Genomic DNA, 17,413 nt, shown 5'->3' with positions numbered 1-17,413 from the left:
GATCAGCGCGTGGTGTGCGCGTTCAGGAAGTCGATCGTCTTCTGCAGGGCTGTCTGCGCGTCGGGCATGTCGAGGTGGAACTGATACTCGTGCGGCAGCGCGGGCGTGTGCGGGGCGGGCCAGAACAGCGTCGTGACGTCCACCCCGAGGTCGTCGAGGCGCTTAGCCAGGGGAATCGACTGCAGCCAGGTGAGTCCGTCGCCGTTACCGCCCGAGATGTAGGTCGTCGGGAAGTCCTCCGTGACCCAGTCGATCGTCGACATCGTGGAGCCCGTCGAGTCCTCCGCCCAGGTCTTGGTTCCCGCATACGCCCACATCGACGTCTTGAGTCCCCAGCCGACCACGCCGTCGAGAGCTGCGAGGGCGGCGAGGTCGTAGACGCCGCAGTTGAGCACGGTCGCCACCACCTGGTCCTTCGTCAGCGCGGGGGTGATGCCGAGGATCTCGGCGTAGTCGGGGCTCGTCATGAGCGTCGCCATCTGGCTGGCGAGCTGGCCACCGGCCGAGTCTCCGGCGAGAACGATCTGGCTCGGGTCGACGTTCAACTCCTCGGCATGCTCGTCGATGTAGGCGAGCGCGTCGTTGAGCTGGTGCACCGCGAGCGGATACTTGCCCTCCGGGCCGATCGTGTAGTTGACCGCGATGGTCGTGTATCCCTCGGACGCGAGGATGCGCATGTACGGATCGACGTTCTCCTTCGACCCCGAGATCCACGCGCCGCCGTGGATCCAGACGACCGTCGGCAGCGGCCCGGTGGCGGATGCCGGTGTGAAGACGTCCATCGTGGTGTCGACGCCGCCGTCGGCATAGGCGACGTCGAGCTGCTCGGTGAGCGCCGTGTCGGGGACGTGCTTCTCCATCTCGGCGGCGGTCTCGTCGCCGCCCTTCGTGAACACCGAGCGGATGAGCATCGCGGAGGGCCACGGGGTGAGCGACCCGATGATCGCGACCACCGCGGTGACGAGGAGGACCAGCCCCACCGCTACCTTTGCGCGGTGCCACGGGCGTCGCGCCCTCTGCGGGCGGTCGGACTCGTCTTCGTGTGCGCTCGTGGTCATGGAAACCCCTCTCCGCGCATCATCTTGGCAGTATTCCGGTAGGCAGGCATCCGCTCGGGCGCGCGCGGTCAGGCGGCCGTGAGCCCGGCGATGATGCGATCCATCGCATAGTCGAACGCCTCGTCGACGTCGCCGCCGAGACGGAACATGCCGGCGAGCTCCATCTGCAGGAACCCTGTCGCCCAGGCGGTGAACAGGCGAGCGGCGTCGAGCGCACGCTCCGGCCCCACGAGGTCGGCGCAGGAGCGCAGCACCGGAGCGGAGGTCCGGTGGAGGGCGTCATCGGGGGCGGACGCCGTGAACAGCAGACGGAACGCCTCGGGGTGCTCGTGCGCGAAGGAGCGGTAGGCGGCGGCGAGGAGGGGGAGCTCGTCGCCCGCGGTCTCGAGTCGGCTCGTCAGCGCATCAGCTGAGGCCTCGGCGACCGCCGTCAGCAGGGCGTCGCGATCGCGGATCCGTTTGTAGAGAGAAGGTGCCCGCACTCCGACGCGCTCGGCGACGGCCTGCATGGTGAGTCCGGTGGGGCCGGCGGTCTCGAGGATGTCGCGGCCGGCGTCGACGATCGCCGCCAGCGAGGTTCGTTCGGGGGTCGGCATCGGGGCTCCTTCATGGCTATTGACAATAGCTATGATAGCTACGTAATGTAGCCATCATAGACCAGCTCGAAAGGGACGACCATGAAGCTCGCACCGCACCTGCATCGACTCGGAAACGACGTCGTCGCCTCCTATCTGGTCGACCTGCCCGAGGGGATCACACTCGTCGACGCGGGGCTGCCCGGTCACTGGAACGACCTGCGGCGAAAGCTGACCGAGCTCGGTCGCCCGCTCTCCGACATCCGCGGTCTGGTGCTCACCCACGGCGACGGAGACCACATCGGCTTCGCCGAGCGATTGCGCAGTGAGGCGGGCGTGCCCGTCTTCATCCACAGCGCCGATGCGCATCGGGTGCGCACGGGTGAGAAGCCGAAGACCCCGATGGGGCCCGCGCGCATCGGTCCGATGCTCGGGTTCTTCGCCTACGGCGTGCGCAAGAACGCGCTGCGCACACGGCACGTGTCGGAGGTCGTGACCGTCGCCGACGGTCAGGTGCTCGACCTTCCCGGATCCCCGGTCGTCATCGGCATGCCTGGTCACTCGCCCGGCAGCATCGCGGTGCACATCCCCGGGGCGGACGCCGTCTTCGTCGGAGACGCGCTGACCACGCGCCACGTTCTGACGGGGCGCGTGGGTCCGCAGCCCGCGCCTTTCACGGACGAGCCGGAGGAGGCCGACGCATCTCTCGACCGGCTGGCCGCCGTCTCGGCATCCTGGGTGCTTCCCGGACACGGAGCACCGTGGCGGGGGTCACCCGCCGACATCGCGGCGGCCGTGCGCACTGCGGGCTAGCGCTCCGTCAGCACCGTCTCCGTATTGCTGACCATGATCTGGGGCGGATACAGCCCCATCACCTGCATCGCGGCGGCGTGGTTCTCGGCCGTCGAGCCGGCGCAGGCGTCTGCGGCGATCGTGACGTGCGCCCCGGCATCCGCTGCGGCGAGGGCGGTCGAGATCACGCAGCAGTCCGTCGAGACTCCCGCCAGCACGACGTGCGCGCCGCGGCCGACGATCTCTTCGATCGCGGAGCCCCACTTGCCGAACGTCGGCAGATCGAGCGTCGGATGCGGCGACAGGCCGACCGCGTCGGGAACCAGGTCGAACAGCGGATCGCCGGAGGGCTGGTCTGCGAACGGCCAGGCGGCGAAGTACGCGCCCCACGAGGTCGAGCGGTCGGCGGTCGGCATCCAGCGTGTCACGATCACGCGGTCGCCGAAGGCTCCGGCGAGCTCGCGGATGCGGGGGATCACGTCGGCGAAGAACGGCGATCCCCACGCCGAGTCGGGCGACGCGAAGATCGCCTGCGGGTCGATCACGATCAGCCAGGAATCCTCGGTCGACGCGGTGGCGCCGCCGGTCACGCGGTCTGCTCCTGGCGACGGATCTTTCCGGCGCGGGCGAACCACGTCACGACGAACGACAGCACCAGCGCGAAGAAGACCCCGAGATTCGCGTAGGCCCAGTCGCCGTCGACTCCGCCGACGAGGCCGAGCAGGTATCCCTGCCAGTTGTTCCATGGGGCGGCGTCGGCGAAGCCGTTGAGCACGAAGCCCCAGCCGATGACGCTCGCGACCACCATGGTGCCGATCGAGGTCCAGTCCCAGGCGCCGTAGCGTCCGCGGCTGTCGAACAGGGCCTCATCGTCGTAGTCCTTCTTGCGTCGGAGGATGTCGGCGATCAGGATGCCCGCCCAGGATGCCAGCGGCACGCCGAGCGTGATGAGGAAGCTCTGGAACGGGCCGAGGAAGTCGGTGGCGAAGAACACCACGTAGATCGTGCCGAGGGTGAGGATCACGCCGTCGATCGCCGCGGCGGACGGGCGCGGGATGCGGATGCCGAGGCTCAGCAGCGTGAGGCCCGAGGAGTAGATGCCCAGCACGGCACCCGAGACCAGCGCGAGCACGGCCGTGAGCAGGAACGGCACGAGCACCCAAAGAGGCAGAAGCGTGGCGAGGGCGCCGATCGGGTCGGCCGCGATCGCGGCGCTGAGCTCGTCGTCGGAACCGGCGAGCAGCAGACCGAAGACCACGAGGATCACCGGAGCGACGGAGCCGCCGATCGTGTTCCAGGCGACGATCGCCCCATCGGATGCCGTGCGCTTCTGATAGCGCGACCAGTCGGCGGCGATGTTGATCCAGCCGAGGCCGAATCCGGTCATCACCATGACGAGCGCGCCGATGACCTGTCCGATGCCGCCGTCTGGTCGGGCCATGACAGCGGCGATGTCGATGCTCGGGGCGGCGAGGACGATGTAGAGGATCGTCACGGCGCCGGTGACCCAGGTGAGCACCGACTGGAGCTTCATGATGGTGTGATAGCCCAGCACGGAGGCTGCGACGATGAGGGCGGCGACGATGACGGTCGCTGTGATCTTCAGCGCGAGGCTGTCGCCGTCGCCGCCGAGCTGGGTGATGACGGTGGCCGTGGCGAGCACGGCCATGATCGCGAGGAACGTCTCCCAGCCGATGGACGTCAGCCACGAGACGATGCCGGGAACCTTCTGCCCCTGCACGCCGAAGGCGGCGCGGGAGAGCACCATGGTGGGCGCCGAACCGCGCTTGCCCGCGATCGCGATCAGTCCGCACAACAGGAACGACACGACGATGCCGATGACCGACACGATGGTCGCCTGCCAGAACGAGATCCCGAAGCCGAGCACGAACGATCCGTAAGACATGCCGAACACCGACACGTTGGCTGCGAACCACGGCCAGAACAGGTCGCTCGGCTTCGCCGTGCGGTCGGATTCGGGGATGATCTCGATGCCCGCGCGCTCGATGAGAGCAGGCTTGATGTCCGTCATTCCATCATCCTGGCACTGCGGATGCCCCGCGGGGCTCAGCCGGCGAAGAATGCTCCCGCGACACGAGTGAGGTCGTGCAGGTCCGATACGCCGGCGAGTTCGCGCGCCGAGTGCATCGACAGGATCGGGATGCCGACATCGACGGTGCGGATGCCGAGGCGCGTCGCCGTGATCGGGCCGATCGTCGAGCCGCAGGGCACGGTGTTGTTCGATACGAACTCCTGCGTCGTGACGTCAGCACTTTCGCACCACCGGCGCCAGGCGGCAGAGCCGACGGCATCCGTCGCGTAGCGCTGGTTGGCGTTGAGCTTGAGGATCGGACCGGAGCCGAGCACCGGCTGCACCACGGGGTCGTGCTTGTGCGCGTAGTTCGGGTGCACCGAGTGGCCCACGTCGCTCGACAGGCACCACGACGAGGAGAAGGCGCGACGGCGCTCGGAGGCGTCGGCGCCGAGCGCGTCGTACACGCGTCCGAGGATGTCTTCGAGGAAGGGGCCTGCCGCGCCGGAACGCGAGTGGGAGCCGAGCTCCTCGTGATCGAAGGCGGCGAGGACGGCGATGGGGCCGGTCGAGGGAGTGCCGAGAGCCTCGAGCGCCACGACTCCTGCATGCACCGAGGCGAGGTCGTCGAGTCGACCGGAGGCGAAGAAGGCATCGTCCTTGCCGAACACCGCGCCGCGAGCGGTGTCGGCGATCACGACGTCGTAGCCGCGGATGTCGGATGCCGAGACTCCGGCCGAGCCCGCGAGCTCCGCCAGGACGTCCTCCTGGGTCGGGTCGCCGAGACCCCAGACGGGCTGCGTCTGGAACTGCTTGTCGAGCGCCAGGCTCGTGTTCGCGTCGCGGTCGAGATGGATCGCGAGCTGGGGGAGGCGCAGCAGCGCTCCTGTGCCGGCGAGCACCACGCGCCCGTCGGCGAGGGCCAGGCGGCCGGCGAGGCGCAGCTCGCGGTCGAGCCAGGAGGTCAGCAGCGGCCCTCCATAGACCTCGACGGCAGCCTGCAGCCAGCCCTTCGACCCTGTTGTGGGCTGCGGCTTGAGCTTGAACCCGGGGGAGTCGGTGTGGGCGCCGAGCACGTGCGTGGGCGTGACGGCCGTCGCGTCCGCCGGAATGGTCCACGCGATGGCGGCACCGTCGCGCACGACCATGTAGCGTCCGCCGGGCATGACGTCCCACGCGTCCTCTTCGGACAGAGGAGTGAATCCGGCATCCTGCAGGCGCCTGGCCACCTCCGCAGCGGCGTGGTAGCTCGAGGGAGAGGCGGCGACGAAGTCGGCGAGGTCCTCGGCGTGGGCGAGTGCATCCGGGGTGACGGGCATGAGCGACCTTCCTGAAGGGGATCCTTCGATCGTAATCGGCTCGGTCGGTGGTCGATCGCGGCCGGCTCGTCGCGGGCAGCCGCTCCTCCAGCCGATATGACCGGTATACCGGTATCGATCCGATATCGGCGTTCGATACGGGACTGAATCCAAGCGGCCCCCGCGGCTAGGGTCGAGACGCGAGGTGTGTCGTTCGGAACGATGCGGGGAGACCTCGGGGGAGAAAACAGGGGAAAGCTGTGTCTGCACACGCTCACTCGTCCATTCGTCGCGCCATCGCCGGCGCGACGGCAGCACTTCTGATCGCGGTCGGACTCACGGTGGTCACAGACACCGTGGCGCCCACGTCGGCGTCGGCAGCTCAGAACCCCACGCAGTGCGCGGGGTCGCTGTCACTCGACAACGGCAGCTTCGAGCAGCCCGTTATCGCGTCGGGTGTGATCATCGCCGACGAGGCACTCGTCCCCGGCTGGTTCACGACCGCGACCGACAACCAGATCGAGCTGTGGCGCTCTCCCGGCAACCCCCGAAACTACCCGGCGGGTCAGGGGTCGCAGTTCGCCGAACTCAACGCCACCCAGGCGAGCACGCTCTACCAGGACGTCGCCACGACGCCAGGGCAGACGCTGTACTGGTCGCTCAAGCACCGCGGCCGCGAGGGCAACGACACGATGCGTGTCGTGATCGGCGTGCCGGGGAGCACCCTCGCCAACGTGAGCGGCTCGCTCACCGACGGCACCGCCGCATGGGGCACGCACACGGGCTCGTACACCGTGCCTGCCGGGCAGACCACGACGCGCTTCGGATTCCAGGCGGTCAGCAGCGCGACCGGCAACGCGTCCGTCGGCAACCTGCTCGACGACATCGCGTTCGGCACCGGGCCCTGCCTCATCTCGACGAAGTCGGTCGCGAACCTCACGCGCGGCGGCAGCACGGCCGAGATCGGCGACACTCTCCGCTACACCGTCACCACCCGCAACGACGGCGGGAACCCCGCTCTCCAGTCGGTCTCGACCGACGTCCTGCCCGCCGGCATCGACTTCGTGCCCGGCTCGATCCGCATCGTGAGCGGCCCAGGGGCCGGTGCTCTCACCGACGCCACGGGCGATGACCGGGGCGAGTACACGGGCGGCACCCGCACGCTGCGAGTGCGCCTCGGCGACGGCGGAACCGCCACGGCCGGTGGCTCGATCGCTGTCGACGCGGTCACGTCGTACACGTTCGACGCCAAGGTCAGGACAGAGGCCGCGGGCACCACGATCGTCAACGAGGCGCGGGTCGCCTTCCGCGAGCCGGTCACGAACATCGACCGCACATCGACCACGCAGGAGGCACTGACGCCGGTGAACCAGGCGGCGGACCTCGCGATCACCAAGACGCTCGCCACGAGTCCGCTGGTCGCCGGGCAGCCTGCGACCTTCACGATAGGGGTCACGAACAACGGACCCCAGACCGGCACGGGGGTCACGGTGACGGATGCCGTCCCTGCCGGCTTCACGGCTGTCCAGGCCACACCGAGCGGCGGATCCTGCACCGTCGGCGGCACGATCACCTGTTCCCTACCCGACCTCGCGGTCGGGGCCAGCGCGACGATCAGTGTGACCGGCACGGTCTCGCCCTCGTTCGAGCCGGGAGCAGCACTCACGAACACCGCGTCGGTGTCGGGGTCGCGATTCGACGTCGACCCCGGCAACAACACCGCGACCGCGTCGGGCACCCTGACCGCGATCAGCGATGTCTCGGTGACCAAGACCTTCGCTCCGGCGGTTCCCGTCGCAGGGCAGAACGTCACCTACACGCTCACCACCCGCAATGACGGCCCCTCAGAGGCCCGTGACGTGCGGCTCACAGATCCGCTCGACCCCGAGACCACCTTCGTGAGCGTCGTGTCGGATCAGGGCGAGTGCGCCGTCGATCTCGGCGTCGTCGAGTGCAGCATCGGCACACTCGCGCCGGGCGCCGCGGTCAACACGACGATCGTCGTCTCGATCAGCCCTGCTGCCGCTGTCGTGCAGAACTCGGCGAGCGTCACGAGCAGCACCCCCGACTCCGACCCGACGAACAACGTCGACTCCACCAGCTTCCAGCCCGACATCATCGCCGATCTCGCGGTGACGAAGACACCGTCGGTGACGCAGGTCGCAGCCGGAGGTGCGGTCGACTTCACGATCACTGTGACCAACAACGGCGACTCGGATGCCGTCAACGCGGTGCTCGAGGACACCGTGCCTTCCGGCTTCACCGTGACGGGGGTCGCTACCCCGGCCGGGGCCGACTGCTCGTTCACCGACACCACGGTTCGCTGCACCTGGGCGGACCTCGCCGATCAGGCCACCGCCATCGTCGTCGTGTCGACCGTGGTCGCGGCCGACGCCCCGGCGGGCAGCACCATCAACACCGCCTCTGTCGCATCGCCGGCAGAAGACGTCGACACCACGAACAACTCCGCCTCCGCAGAGGTCGAGATCGTGCAGAGCGCCGACCTCAGCATCGCGAAGACCGCGCCGGCCACAGGCACGCCGGGCAGCGGTTTCTCGTACTCGATCGAGGTCGCGAACAACGGCCCGTCCGTCGCGCGTGCGGTGACGATCACCGACACGCTCCCTGCAGGTTTCACCGTCGAGTCGATCAGTCCGGGGTGCACCATCGGGGGCGGCACGGTGAACTGCGCCGTGGGCGACCTCGCACCCGGCGCGTCCACCACGGTGAACATCGCCGGCACGTGGGCGGCGACCGCTTCCGGCACGATCCGCAACACGGCCACCACCACCTCGGCGACCCCCGACCCGGTCCCGGCGAACAACACCTCCGGCGTCGACGTCGCGCTCACCCCGAGCGCAGACGTCAGCGTCGTGAAGACGACGTCGACTCCGAGCATCCCGCTCGGAGGAGTGGCGAGCTTCGTGATCACGGTGCGCAACGACGGGCCGTCCGCCGCGGCAGGCATCGTCGTGACCGAGGTCGCGCCGGCCGGGCTCGAGGTCACCTCGGCCACGCCGAGCGCGGGCGCCTGGTCGCCCGCCGACCACCAGTGGACCGTCGGCACTCTGCTCCCCGGAGAATCGGCGACTCTGACCGTGACGGCCACCGCGACCGTGGTCGGCACGCTGACCAACAACGCGACGGCGACCTCGCCGACGCCCGATCCCGATCCCTCCGACAACACAGGCACCTCGACGGTCGTCGTGACGCCGTCTGCCGACCTGTCGATCGTCAAGACGAGCTCGGCGAACCCGGCACCGGTGAACGGGCCGATCACGTACACGATCGTCGTGACGAACAGCGGACCCAGCCCGGCTTCCGCGGTCGCGATCTCGGACTCCCTGCCGGCCGGTCTGCTGAACCCGACGACGTCCACCGCCGGCTGCGCGATCACCGGGGCGCAGCTCGACTGCGCGGTCGGCACCCTCGCCGTCGGCGCCACCTTCACCGCGACGGTCAGCGGCACGGTCGATCCGGCGATCACGAGCGCGACGCTGTCGAACACCGCGACCGTGACGTCGACGACGCCCGACCCCGATCCGTCGGACAACACCTCGACGGTCGAGGTCCCCGTGTCGGGCACCCCGCAGGTCGAGCTCGTGAAGACGGCAGGCGCCCCGGTCGACGCGAACGGGAACGGACGCACAGACGTCGGCGACACCGTCGCCTACACGTTCACGGTGCGCAACACCGGCACCGTCACGCTCACGAGTGCGGCGATCACCGATCCGCTGCTCGGAGGAGCGGTGGCCTGTGCGGCATTCGGCGCACCTCTCGCACCGGGTGCCTCGGTGACCTGCGCGCCGGTGGTCTACGTGCTCACGCAGCAGGACATCGATGAGGGCACCGTGCACAACGAGGCGTCCGTCACCGCTCAGTCCGCTCTGGGTGTGGCGACCGACGGCGCGGAGGCCGATGTGACTGTTCCCGCAGTGAACAGCATCGTGCTGACGAAGTCGCCGAGCACGGTGATCGATGTCGACGGCGGTGCGCAGGTGACGTCCGGCGACACCATCGCCTACACGTTCACCGTCACGAACACCGGCACCACGACCCTGACGAACGCGCAGATCACCGACCCGATGCTGGGCGGACCGGTCGTGTGCGCGGCGCTCGCGGGGGCTTCGCTGGCTCCGGGAGCATCCGTGACCTGCGCGCCGGTCGACTACACGCTGACTCAGGACGACATCGATGCGGGGATCGTGCGCAACACCGCATCGGTCACGGCCGATGCCCCGGTCGGAACGGTGTCGGACACGGCATCCGCCTCCGCCGACATCGATCAGACCGCCGGCATCGACCTGCAGAAGAACGTCGGTCTGGTGCAGGACGCGAACGGCGACGGGTTCATCGGCGCCGGTGACACGGTCCAGTACACCTTCACGACGAGCAACACGGGCAACACGACCCTGAGCGACGTGGAGATCACCGATCCGCTGCTCGGAGCCGGAGTGCTGTGCACGATCGACGTGCTCGGCGTCGGCGCCTCCAGCGACTGCGGGCCGTTCACCTACACGCTCACGCAGGCGGACATCGAGCGCGGCAGCCGTCCGAACACGGCCACCGCGACCGGCACCGGACCGCTGGGCGCCGTGAGTGACGAGGCGTCCGCAGAGGTCCTGTTCGCGGGCACTCCCGGCATCTCGCTGACGAAGACTCCTGGCGAGCCGGTCGACGCGAACGACGACGGCATGATCGGGGCCGGCGACACGATCGCCTACTCGTTCCGGATCAGCAACACCGGCACGACCGTCCTGACCGACATCGTCCTCGATGATGCGCTGCTCGGCGGCGTCGTGGACTGCCCCGCGCTCGACGGTCTCGCACTCGTTCCGGCGGACGACGTCGACTGCGGACCCGTCGAGTACGTGCTCACGCAGGCTGACATCGACGCCGGCATCGTGCGCAACACCGCGACGGTGACCGGTCAGTCGGTCGCCGGCAGTGCCGAGGGCACGGATGACGCGGATGTGACCGTGGTCGGCACCGATGCGCTCACGCTGCTGAAGTCGGCTGCGGCCGTCGTCGACGCGAACGGCAACGGACGGACGGATGCCGGCGACACCATCGCCTACACGTTCACCGTCACCAACACGGGAACGACGACGCTCTCCGGCGTCTCGGTGTCTGACCCGCGCCTGGACGGCGTCGTCGTCTGCGACCCGACCGACCTCGCCCCCGGCGAATCGGCACTGTGCACGGGCCCTGCCGCAGTGATCACCCAGGCCGAGATCGACGCGGGGCAGATCGTCAACACCGCCACGGCGACGGGAACAGGAACCGGCACGGTGCCGCCGACCGTGGATGACACCGTGATCACGCCTCTCGAGGCGCAGCCGGCGATCGCGCTCGCGAAGACCGGAGGCGAGTACGCCGACGTGAACGGCAACGGCAAGGTGGATGCCGGCGACACGGTGCAGTTCCGCTTCACCGTGACGAACACCGGAGCGCGCACGCTGACGGCCATCGCGATCGACGACCCGAAGCTCGGAGGGGTGCTCGCGTGCGACGTGCCCGACCTCGCACCGGGTGACACCGCCGCCTGCGGCCCGATCGGCTACACGCTGACGACGGGCGATGTCGCGAACGGTCGGGTCGTGAACGTCGCGACGGTGAGCGGTGCCGCGGGCACGATCATCGTCTCGGCCGCCGCGACCACGACGGTCGATCTCGACGTCCTCGCGACGACCGGCGGCGTCATCACCGGGTTGGGCTGGGCGCTCGCGCTGCTCGCGATCGGTGCGCTCGTGCTGCTGTTCTCCCGCGTGCGTCGCCGGGAGAACGCAGCCCCGACGAGCTGAGAGTCGAAGTGAGGCGCCCGGCACGGATCCCGTATCGGGCGCCTCAGCGCTCATCCGGCATCTCGTGCGGGCTCGCGTGCTGTTCATGTGCGCTGTTCACCTCCCGGTCACTATCGGCGGGTACCGTGAGTGCCGATAGCGCCTAGGGTTCCGGGGTTCGTCCCGTCTGGTCCGAGCGGCGCCACGGTGTCCCTCCGCAGGGGCGCCGTCATCTGACAGGACAAAAGCCCGGAGGACCCTGTTCGTCGCGCCTCGCGACGGGCGGAAGGGTCTCACATGTCCGCTCTCGCCTTCGCTCTCGTCTTCGCCGCCGCGGTCACCCACGCTGCGTGGAACGTCATCGCGCACGGGGTGAGCAAGGCTGGCATGCCGTTCCTGTGGTGGGGCGCCGTCGGGGGCACTGTCGTGTGGATCGGGGTCATCCCGTTCACCGGCGGGCTCGGTACCGACGACCTGTGTGGCTTCCTGCTGGGCGTCGGGGTGTCCGCCGTGCTCCATGTGGTCTACATGGCGGTCCTGCAGCGCGGATACCGCGAGGGCAACCTGTCCACCGTCTACGCGACCGCGAGGGGCACAGGGCCGTTCCTGTCGGTCATCGTCGCCGTCCTGCTGCTCGGGGAGCGCCCGTCCGCCCTCGCTCTCATCGGGGTCGCTGCGATCATCCTCGGAGTGGTCGCGATCGGGCTCGTCGACCGCGGACGCTCGTCCCGCTCACGACGAGTCGTCGACCCCGGGCTCCTGTTCGGCCTCCTCACCGGCGTCGCGATCGCGGTCTACACGATCTGGGATGCGAACGCCGTGCGCACCTGGAACCTGTCGCCCGTCGCGTTCATGGTCGGCACGATGCTGCTCGAGATCCCGTTCTACTCGATCGGCGTGCGCGGGCGGTGGGAAGCCGTCCGCACGCTCGGCCGCACGCAATGGCGACGCATCGTGGCGTTCAGCATCCTGTCGCCGCTGTCATACATCCTGGTGCTCACGGCCATCCAGATCGCGCCCGTCGCCCTCGTCGCCCCGCTGCGCGAGGTCAGCGTCGTGCTGGTCTCTCTGTTCGGCGTCTTCGCGCTGAAGGAGAGCAGGCCGGGGTGGCGGATCGCCGCCTCCGCCGTCGTCGCCGCCGGGATCGTGCTGCTCGCGCTGTAGGGACTCGCATCGCCCGGGGTCGGACGCAGGTGGAGTGCGGCAGGCGAATCGGGTGATTGTATGGATGCTGTGTCAGTCGGGTGGAGTCTTCGAGCGAGCAGTCCGTCGGATGCTCCGTGGATGGCGGAGCTGCGGGCGGTCGTCATGCGCCCCGATCTGGAGCGCCTGGGCCGGTACGACCCCGTGCGCGTGCGCCAGCGGTTCCTCGATGCGTTCGCTCCGGAGAACACGCACGTGATCGTCGTGGACGGAGAGGATGTCGGTCTCATCGCGGTCCGTGGCGAGCCCGATGCCGGGTGGATCGAGCACTTCTACCTCGCGCCGGGTTCGCAAGGGCGTGGGCTGGGCTCTGCGGTGCTCGCTCGCGTCCTGATGGAGCGTGGTGCGGCTGGGCAGCCGTTCCGCCTCAACGTGCTGCAGGGGAGTCCGGCACGTCGGTTGTATGAGAGGCACGGCTTCGTGCTCGAGAGCGAGGATACGGTCGACGTGTTCCTGAAGGCGGAGTCGGTGCGAGGCTGAGCTCTCGACCCTGCCCGCCTACTCCCGTCCTGCTCACCGGTTCCGCCCCTGTCGGACCCGCCCATCGGGATTGCCGAACCCGCCCGCGGGTCTTGCTCGGTTTCATCCTCCTATCGTGCCGACGCTCTCGCTCCCGTTCCCATCCGTGTCTTGCCGACGCGCTCGGAGCCGTGAGGCCTGCCGGTCTCCTGTCGTCCCGGCGCTCCCAGATCCCGCCTCACCAGCGGCATTCTGGGAGATTGGAATACGCCTCTGATCTGGGGTAATTCGGGGTGGTTTCGGGTCGTGAATGTCGGTGGTTGCGGGTTGACTCAGTGGTATGAACAGCACGGTGAAGCTTCTGGATCGGGTCATCGCCGACCTCGACACGGTGCTGTCCGACGACGCGCTCGCCGGGCTGTCGGACGCGGATCGGGTCACCGTGTTGCAGGGTGCCGGGGCTGTCTTCCGGCGTGCGGAGGCGGTGATCGTCGAGACGATCGCGACGGGAGACGCGGGTGACTTTCCGCACTCGGTGGGGTGTCGGGGTGTGAATGAGTTGTTGCAGCGGACGGTGCGGGTGGATGTGCGGGGTGCATCGCGGGTCGACACGGTCGTCGATCTGGTGCGACGGCCGGTGAGTCTGGCGGGGGAGCGGATGCCGGCCCGGTGGTCGGAGTTGCGGCTCGCGCTGTTGGACGGGGTGGTCGGGGTGGCGGGGTTCCTCGCGGCGACGGGCCCGATCGAGAAGGTGTGGGATCGTCTCAGCGTGGATCAACGCCTGGCGGCGGATGTCGCGCTGGCGGGGTGCGCGCGCGGGCACGGGGTCGACACGGGCGTCGAGGGGGACGCGCCGGGTCCGGCGCCGACGGCGCAGGATTTGAAGGCTCTTGCGGAGGATCTCGCGTCGATGTTCGACCCGGACGGGGAGGAACCGAAAGATGAGGACTCCCGCCGTCGGCGAGGGATCACGATCGGGCGTCTCCAGGACGGTGTGCACGCGATCCGGGGATATCTGACCCCGGACGTCGCGGCACAACTGCAGCTGATCATGGACGCGATCCTCAACCCCAAGGGTGACGGCCCGCCCATGCCCGGAGTCCACTTCGCCCCCAGCGACGGCGACGGCGACGGCGACGATGCCGACGCGGGTGCGGGTGCGGGTGCGGGCACGGGTGCCCGTGGGGGTGCGGGTGTCGATGCGGACGCGGATGCGGATCCGGATCCGTTCAACTCGGATCCGCGGTGCGTGCTCGATGATCGCACCGCGTCGCAGAAACGCCACGACGCTCTGGCGATGGTGTTCGCGATCGCGGCCCGTCACAGGGACATGCCCACCCTTGGTGGGTCGTCACCGGTGCTCGTCGTGACCGTCGACGCGAAAGACCTCGCCGCTCACGGCTCGCACGCAGCCGGTGCGGCCTTCGGGAACGCTGCGTCCGGAACGGGCGGAGCGGGCGGCAACAACGGCTGGGCGACGATCCCCGGATCCGGTGCCCACGTGCCCGTCTCGGTCGCCGCGCACGTCGCCTGCGCCGGGACCATCCAACGGGTGCTGATGGATGAGGGCAGGATCATCGGCATCACCACCACCGACCGGGTCTTCACCGTGCACCAACGCCGAGCGATCATCGCCCGCGACAAGGAATGCTTGATCCCCGGCTGTCATGTGCCGGCGTCGTGGTGTGAGATTCACCACGTCACCGAGCATGCGCGGGGTGGTCCGACGCATACGGACAACGGTGTGCCGTTGTGCTGGTGGCATCACCGATCCCTCGGCACCTGGGGGTGGGAGATCCGGATGGACGAGGGCCTCCCGCAGGTGCGGGGACCGCGATGGTGGGACCCTGACCAGCGCTGGCGCATCCCGAGGCTCAGCCTCCCGCGGATCCGCCACGGATCACCCATACTCGCTCGCATCGGCTGACATCCGCTCGCACCGGCTGAAAGCCGCGCCCGATCAGGTCAGCGACTCAGCGACTCAGCGACTCAGCGACTCAGCGGAACTCGACGAGTCCGGCGTGCGCTGCCGTGACGAGAATCTGCACGCGGTCACGCACATGCCACTTCGACATGATGCGACCGAGGTGGGCCTTCACCGTCCCCTCTGAGACGATGAGCGTCCGCGCGATCTCGGCGTTCGACATGCCCTGGGCCAGGCGCTGCAGCACCTCCTGCTCACGGTCGGTCAGCACCTCCAGTGTGCCGTCATTGCCCACCGGTTCGGTGTCGCGCACGTGCTTGATCAGCAGCGACGCGATCCGCGGGGACAGCGAGCTCGCGCCGCTGTACACCTCGCGCACACCCTCGAGAATGCTGGCCGCACTCGAGTCCTTCAACAGATACCCCGACGCGCCGGCGCTGAGCATCGGCAGCACTGTGTCGCTTCCATCCAGCGTGGTCACGGCCAGGATCTTGACCTCGGGCCAGCGTTCGCTGATCACGGCAGTCGCCTCGATGCCGTTCATCTCCGGCATCTGCACGTCCATCATCACGACGTCAGGACGCTCGCGTTCCACCACCTCGATGCCCTCCAGCCCCGACTCGGCCTCGGCGATCACCATGATTTCAGGGTCTCGAGAGACGAAGTGGGAGAGCGCGGAGCGCACGAGGGGGTCGTCGTCGACGATCACGACACGGATTTGCGACATGCAGGAAGCCTAACCGGGGGCGACCTCAGACGCGATGTATTGGACCTTTGGCTAGTGAGGTCTAGACGAGAGACAGATGTGCGGCGTGCAGATCACCGAGAAGATGAATGCATCGCTAGTCAAAAGTGCAATAAAGGAGGTGAATCTCTATGTCTTTCTGGAACCAGGTTGGACTCTTCTTCGGCTTCTACCGTTAACATATCTGGCGGAAAGGAGATACTGAAGTATGGCTTCAAGTCTTTCGGCGGGTGAACGCACAGACGTCACCCGACTCGGCAAGGGCGAGAAGCTCAGCACGATCGAACGGATCGCCGTACTGGTGGTGGTCGGGACGATCTTCATCTTCGACATCGTCGGACTGTTCCTCCCTCCGGGGTTGGAGCCGCTGACGGCGGCAATCGGGATCGCATCCACCGCGGTCCTGGCCTTGTATCTCTGGTCGCCACTGATCGCGACATACGCCCTCGGCGTGGTGTTCGCACTCTCCTTCATCCCCGGCATCGAAGCTCAGGTGCTCACGGTCGGCGCTTTCGCGGCAGGCTTGATCGTGCGTCTGGGGTGGACCTCCTTGGTCCTGTCGTATGCCGGTGTCTTCCTTGTCGCATCCGCACTGGTCGTCTCCGGCGACTCGAGGGATGCCTTCAACATCGCAATCTTCCTCGTCGGTGCCGCAGTATCCGGTGCCGTCGGCTTCGCACTCCGTATCGCGTTCGCCCGAGGGCGGACTCTCGAAGTGCAGCTGGCCGAGAAGGCCGAGCAGGAGCGCCAAGCAGTACTCGCCGAACGACGTTGGATCGCCGGCGAGCTGCACGACAGCATCGCGCACCACCTCACCGTGGTGTCGTTGCACGTGCAGATGCTCGACGACGATCGCACCAGCACCGATTCGCAAGAGGCGATCCGGATCGCCGCCCGCAAGGCGATGACCGATCTCCGCTTCGTGATTGACCTCGCCGACGACGGCCCTCGCTCCGAGGGTATGCCGACCGGCGACCTCGCCGCATCCATCGATGAGGCGAAGCAGGAATTCGAATCCGCCGGGCACTCGGTATTGCTCGACGGAGACCCCGCGGACGAGCGCATCCCTCGCGCTGCCGAGATCATCCTCGCCCGCATCATGCGCGAGTCCGCCACCAACGTCCTCAAGTACGCCGGTCAGGGCGAGATCGAGATCCGACTCGACGTCGACGATGAGATGGCGCAGATGACTGTGAGCAGCCCCCTGTCGGTGACGCCGCGGCGAGAGCTCTCCTCCAGCCGCACCGGAATCGGCCGTATGGCCGAGCGCGTTCTCGGCGCGAGCGGTGAGTTCAGTGCCGGAGAAGTCGATGGTCGGTGGGTCGTGGCCGCACGTCTGCCGATCGCCCGATCCGTCGCGAAGCCCTGACAGACGAGCGCCCGATCCGTCGCGAAGCCTTGACTGACGAGCGCTCGCGAGCACTTCCGGCGTCAGAGAAATACCGGGAACCCGCGGCGATGAACCACGGAATTCCGAGCCTCGATCGGGAAACACTAGACGAAGGTCTATGTGAGGTCTCGACATTAGGCCGTGTTCGATGGTG

General features: G+C 68.4%; 12 protein-coding genes. 6 read left to right on the top strand and 6 right to left on the bottom strand.

What is annotated here, in order from left to right; translation table 11 throughout:
• Window positions 1-2: 2 nt before the first annotated feature.
• Both MRBLWH13_RS11965 and MRBLWH13_RS11960 read right to left on the bottom strand, forming a co-directional pair.
• Window positions 3-1,058 carry an alpha/beta hydrolase gene (locus MRBLWH13_RS11965; protein WP_341955231.1) on the bottom strand — a complete coding sequence of 352 codons (1,056 nt, stop codon included), beginning with the start codon at window positions 1,056-1,058 and terminating at the stop codon, window positions 3-5.
• Between the two features lie 68 nt (window positions 1,059-1,126).
• Entirely contained in the window at window positions 1,127-1,654 is a 528-nt protein-coding gene (locus MRBLWH13_RS11960; RefSeq protein WP_341955230.1) for a WHG domain-containing protein, read from the bottom strand.
• A gap of 81 nt (window positions 1,655-1,735) precedes the next feature.
• Between MRBLWH13_RS11960 and MRBLWH13_RS11955 the strand changes: the two genes are divergently transcribed.
• Window positions 1,736-2,446, top strand: coding sequence for an MBL fold metallo-hydrolase (locus MRBLWH13_RS11955; RefSeq protein WP_341955229.1), 711 nt, complete (start codon window positions 1,736-1,738; stop codon window positions 2,444-2,446).
• Here MRBLWH13_RS11955 and MRBLWH13_RS11950 read toward each other — a convergent pair.
• Genes MRBLWH13_RS11950 through MRBLWH13_RS11940 form a run of 3 tightly spaced genes read right to left on the bottom strand, consistent with a single transcriptional unit; the run spans window position 2,443 to window position 5,776 of the window.
• Entirely contained in the window at window positions 2,443-3,015 is a 573-nt protein-coding gene (locus tag MRBLWH13_RS11950) for an isochorismatase family protein (RefSeq protein WP_341955228.1), read from the bottom strand. The genes MRBLWH13_RS11955 and MRBLWH13_RS11950 overlap by 4 nt on opposite strands.
• Window positions 3,012-4,457 carry a cytosine permease gene (locus MRBLWH13_RS11945; RefSeq protein ID WP_341955227.1) on the bottom strand — a complete coding sequence of 482 codons (1,446 nt, stop codon included), beginning with the start codon at window positions 4,455-4,457 and terminating at the stop codon, window positions 3,012-3,014. Before MRBLWH13_RS11945 ends, MRBLWH13_RS11950 begins: the two co-directional genes overlap by 4 nt.
• Before the next feature lie 35 nt (window positions 4,458-4,492).
• A complete protein-coding gene (locus tag MRBLWH13_RS11940; RefSeq protein WP_341955226.1) occupies window positions 4,493-5,776 on the bottom strand; it encodes a M18 family aminopeptidase in 1,284 nt (427 codons plus the stop codon).
• A gap of 239 nt (window positions 5,777-6,015) precedes the next feature.
• Between MRBLWH13_RS11940 and MRBLWH13_RS11935 the strand changes: the two genes are divergently transcribed.
• The 4 genes from MRBLWH13_RS11935 (at window position 6,016) to MRBLWH13_RS11920 (ending at window position 15,127) form a co-directional block, all read left to right on the top strand.
• Window positions 6,016-11,559, top strand: a complete 5,544-nt coding sequence (locus MRBLWH13_RS11935) for a hypothetical protein (protein WP_341955225.1) — start codon at window positions 6,016-6,018, stop codon at window positions 11,557-11,559.
• Between the two features lie 276 nt (window positions 11,560-11,835).
• Window positions 11,836-12,702: an EamA family transporter gene (locus MRBLWH13_RS11930; RefSeq protein WP_341955224.1), complete on the top strand. Its 867-nt coding sequence runs from the start codon at window positions 11,836-11,838 to the stop codon at window positions 12,700-12,702.
• 120 nt (window positions 12,703-12,822) lie between these two features.
• The gene (locus MRBLWH13_RS11925; RefSeq protein WP_341955223.1) at window positions 12,823-13,221 is read left to right on the top strand and encodes a GNAT family N-acetyltransferase; all 399 of its coding nucleotides are present in this window, start codon (window positions 12,823-12,825) and stop codon (window positions 13,219-13,221) included.
• Between the two features lie 319 nt (window positions 13,222-13,540).
• Window positions 13,541-15,127, top strand: a complete 1,587-nt coding sequence (locus tag MRBLWH13_RS11920) for an HNH endonuclease signature motif containing protein (protein WP_341955222.1) — start codon at window positions 13,541-13,543, stop codon at window positions 15,125-15,127.
• A gap of 70 nt (window positions 15,128-15,197) precedes the next feature.
• Here the strand turns inward: MRBLWH13_RS11920 and MRBLWH13_RS11915 are convergent, their stop codons facing one another.
• Window positions 15,198-15,851, bottom strand: coding sequence for a response regulator transcription factor (locus tag MRBLWH13_RS11915; RefSeq protein WP_341955221.1), 654 nt, complete (start codon window positions 15,849-15,851; stop codon window positions 15,198-15,200).
• Window positions 15,852-16,077: 226 nt separating this feature from the next.
• Between MRBLWH13_RS11915 and MRBLWH13_RS11910 the strand changes: the two genes are divergently transcribed.
• Window positions 16,078-17,238 carry a histidine kinase gene (locus MRBLWH13_RS11910; protein ID WP_341955220.1) on the top strand — a complete coding sequence of 387 codons (1,161 nt, stop codon included), beginning with the start codon at window positions 16,078-16,080 and terminating at the stop codon, window positions 17,236-17,238.
• Window positions 17,239-17,413 lie beyond the last annotated feature (175 nt).

The organism is Microbacterium sp. LWH13-1.2 (genome assembly GCF_038397735.1).
Taxonomy (GTDB): Bacteria; Actinomycetota; Actinomycetes; order Actinomycetales; family Microbacteriaceae; genus Microbacterium.
The sequence above is the reverse complement of the archived record's forward strand: the minus strand, read 5'-3'. Positions and strand labels throughout refer to the sequence as shown.

Excerpts from the sequence above, each read along its gene's own strand:
- MRBLWH13_RS11965 (WP_341955231.1), bottom strand. The coding sequence starts at position 1,058 with ATGACCACGAGCGCACACGAAGACGAGTCCGACCGCCCGCAGAGGGCG.
- MRBLWH13_RS11960 (WP_341955230.1), bottom strand. The coding sequence starts at position 1,654 with ATGCCGACCCCCGAACGAACCTCGCTGGCGGCGATCGTCGACGCCGGC.
- MRBLWH13_RS11955 (WP_341955229.1), top strand. The coding sequence starts at position 1,736 with ATGAAGCTCGCACCGCACCTGCATCGACTCGGAAACGACGTCGTCGCC.
- MRBLWH13_RS11945 (WP_341955227.1), bottom strand. The coding sequence starts at position 4,457 with ATGACGGACATCAAGCCTGCTCTCATCGAGCGCGCGGGCATCGAGATC.
- MRBLWH13_RS11940 (WP_341955226.1), bottom strand. The coding sequence starts at position 5,776 with ATGCCCGTCACCCCGGATGCACTCGCCCACGCCGAGGACCTCGCCGAC.
- MRBLWH13_RS11930 (WP_341955224.1), top strand. The coding sequence starts at position 11,836 with ATGTCCGCTCTCGCCTTCGCTCTCGTCTTCGCCGCCGCGGTCACCCAC.
- MRBLWH13_RS11925 (WP_341955223.1), top strand. The coding sequence starts at position 12,823 with ATGGCGGAGCTGCGGGCGGTCGTCATGCGCCCCGATCTGGAGCGCCTG.
- MRBLWH13_RS11920 (WP_341955222.1), top strand. The coding sequence starts at position 13,541 with ATGAACAGCACGGTGAAGCTTCTGGATCGGGTCATCGCCGACCTCGAC.
- MRBLWH13_RS11915 (WP_341955221.1), bottom strand. The coding sequence starts at position 15,851 with ATGTCGCAAATCCGTGTCGTGATCGTCGACGACGACCCCCTCGTGCGC.
- MRBLWH13_RS11910 (WP_341955220.1), top strand. The coding sequence starts at position 16,078 with ATGGCTTCAAGTCTTTCGGCGGGTGAACGCACAGACGTCACCCGACTC.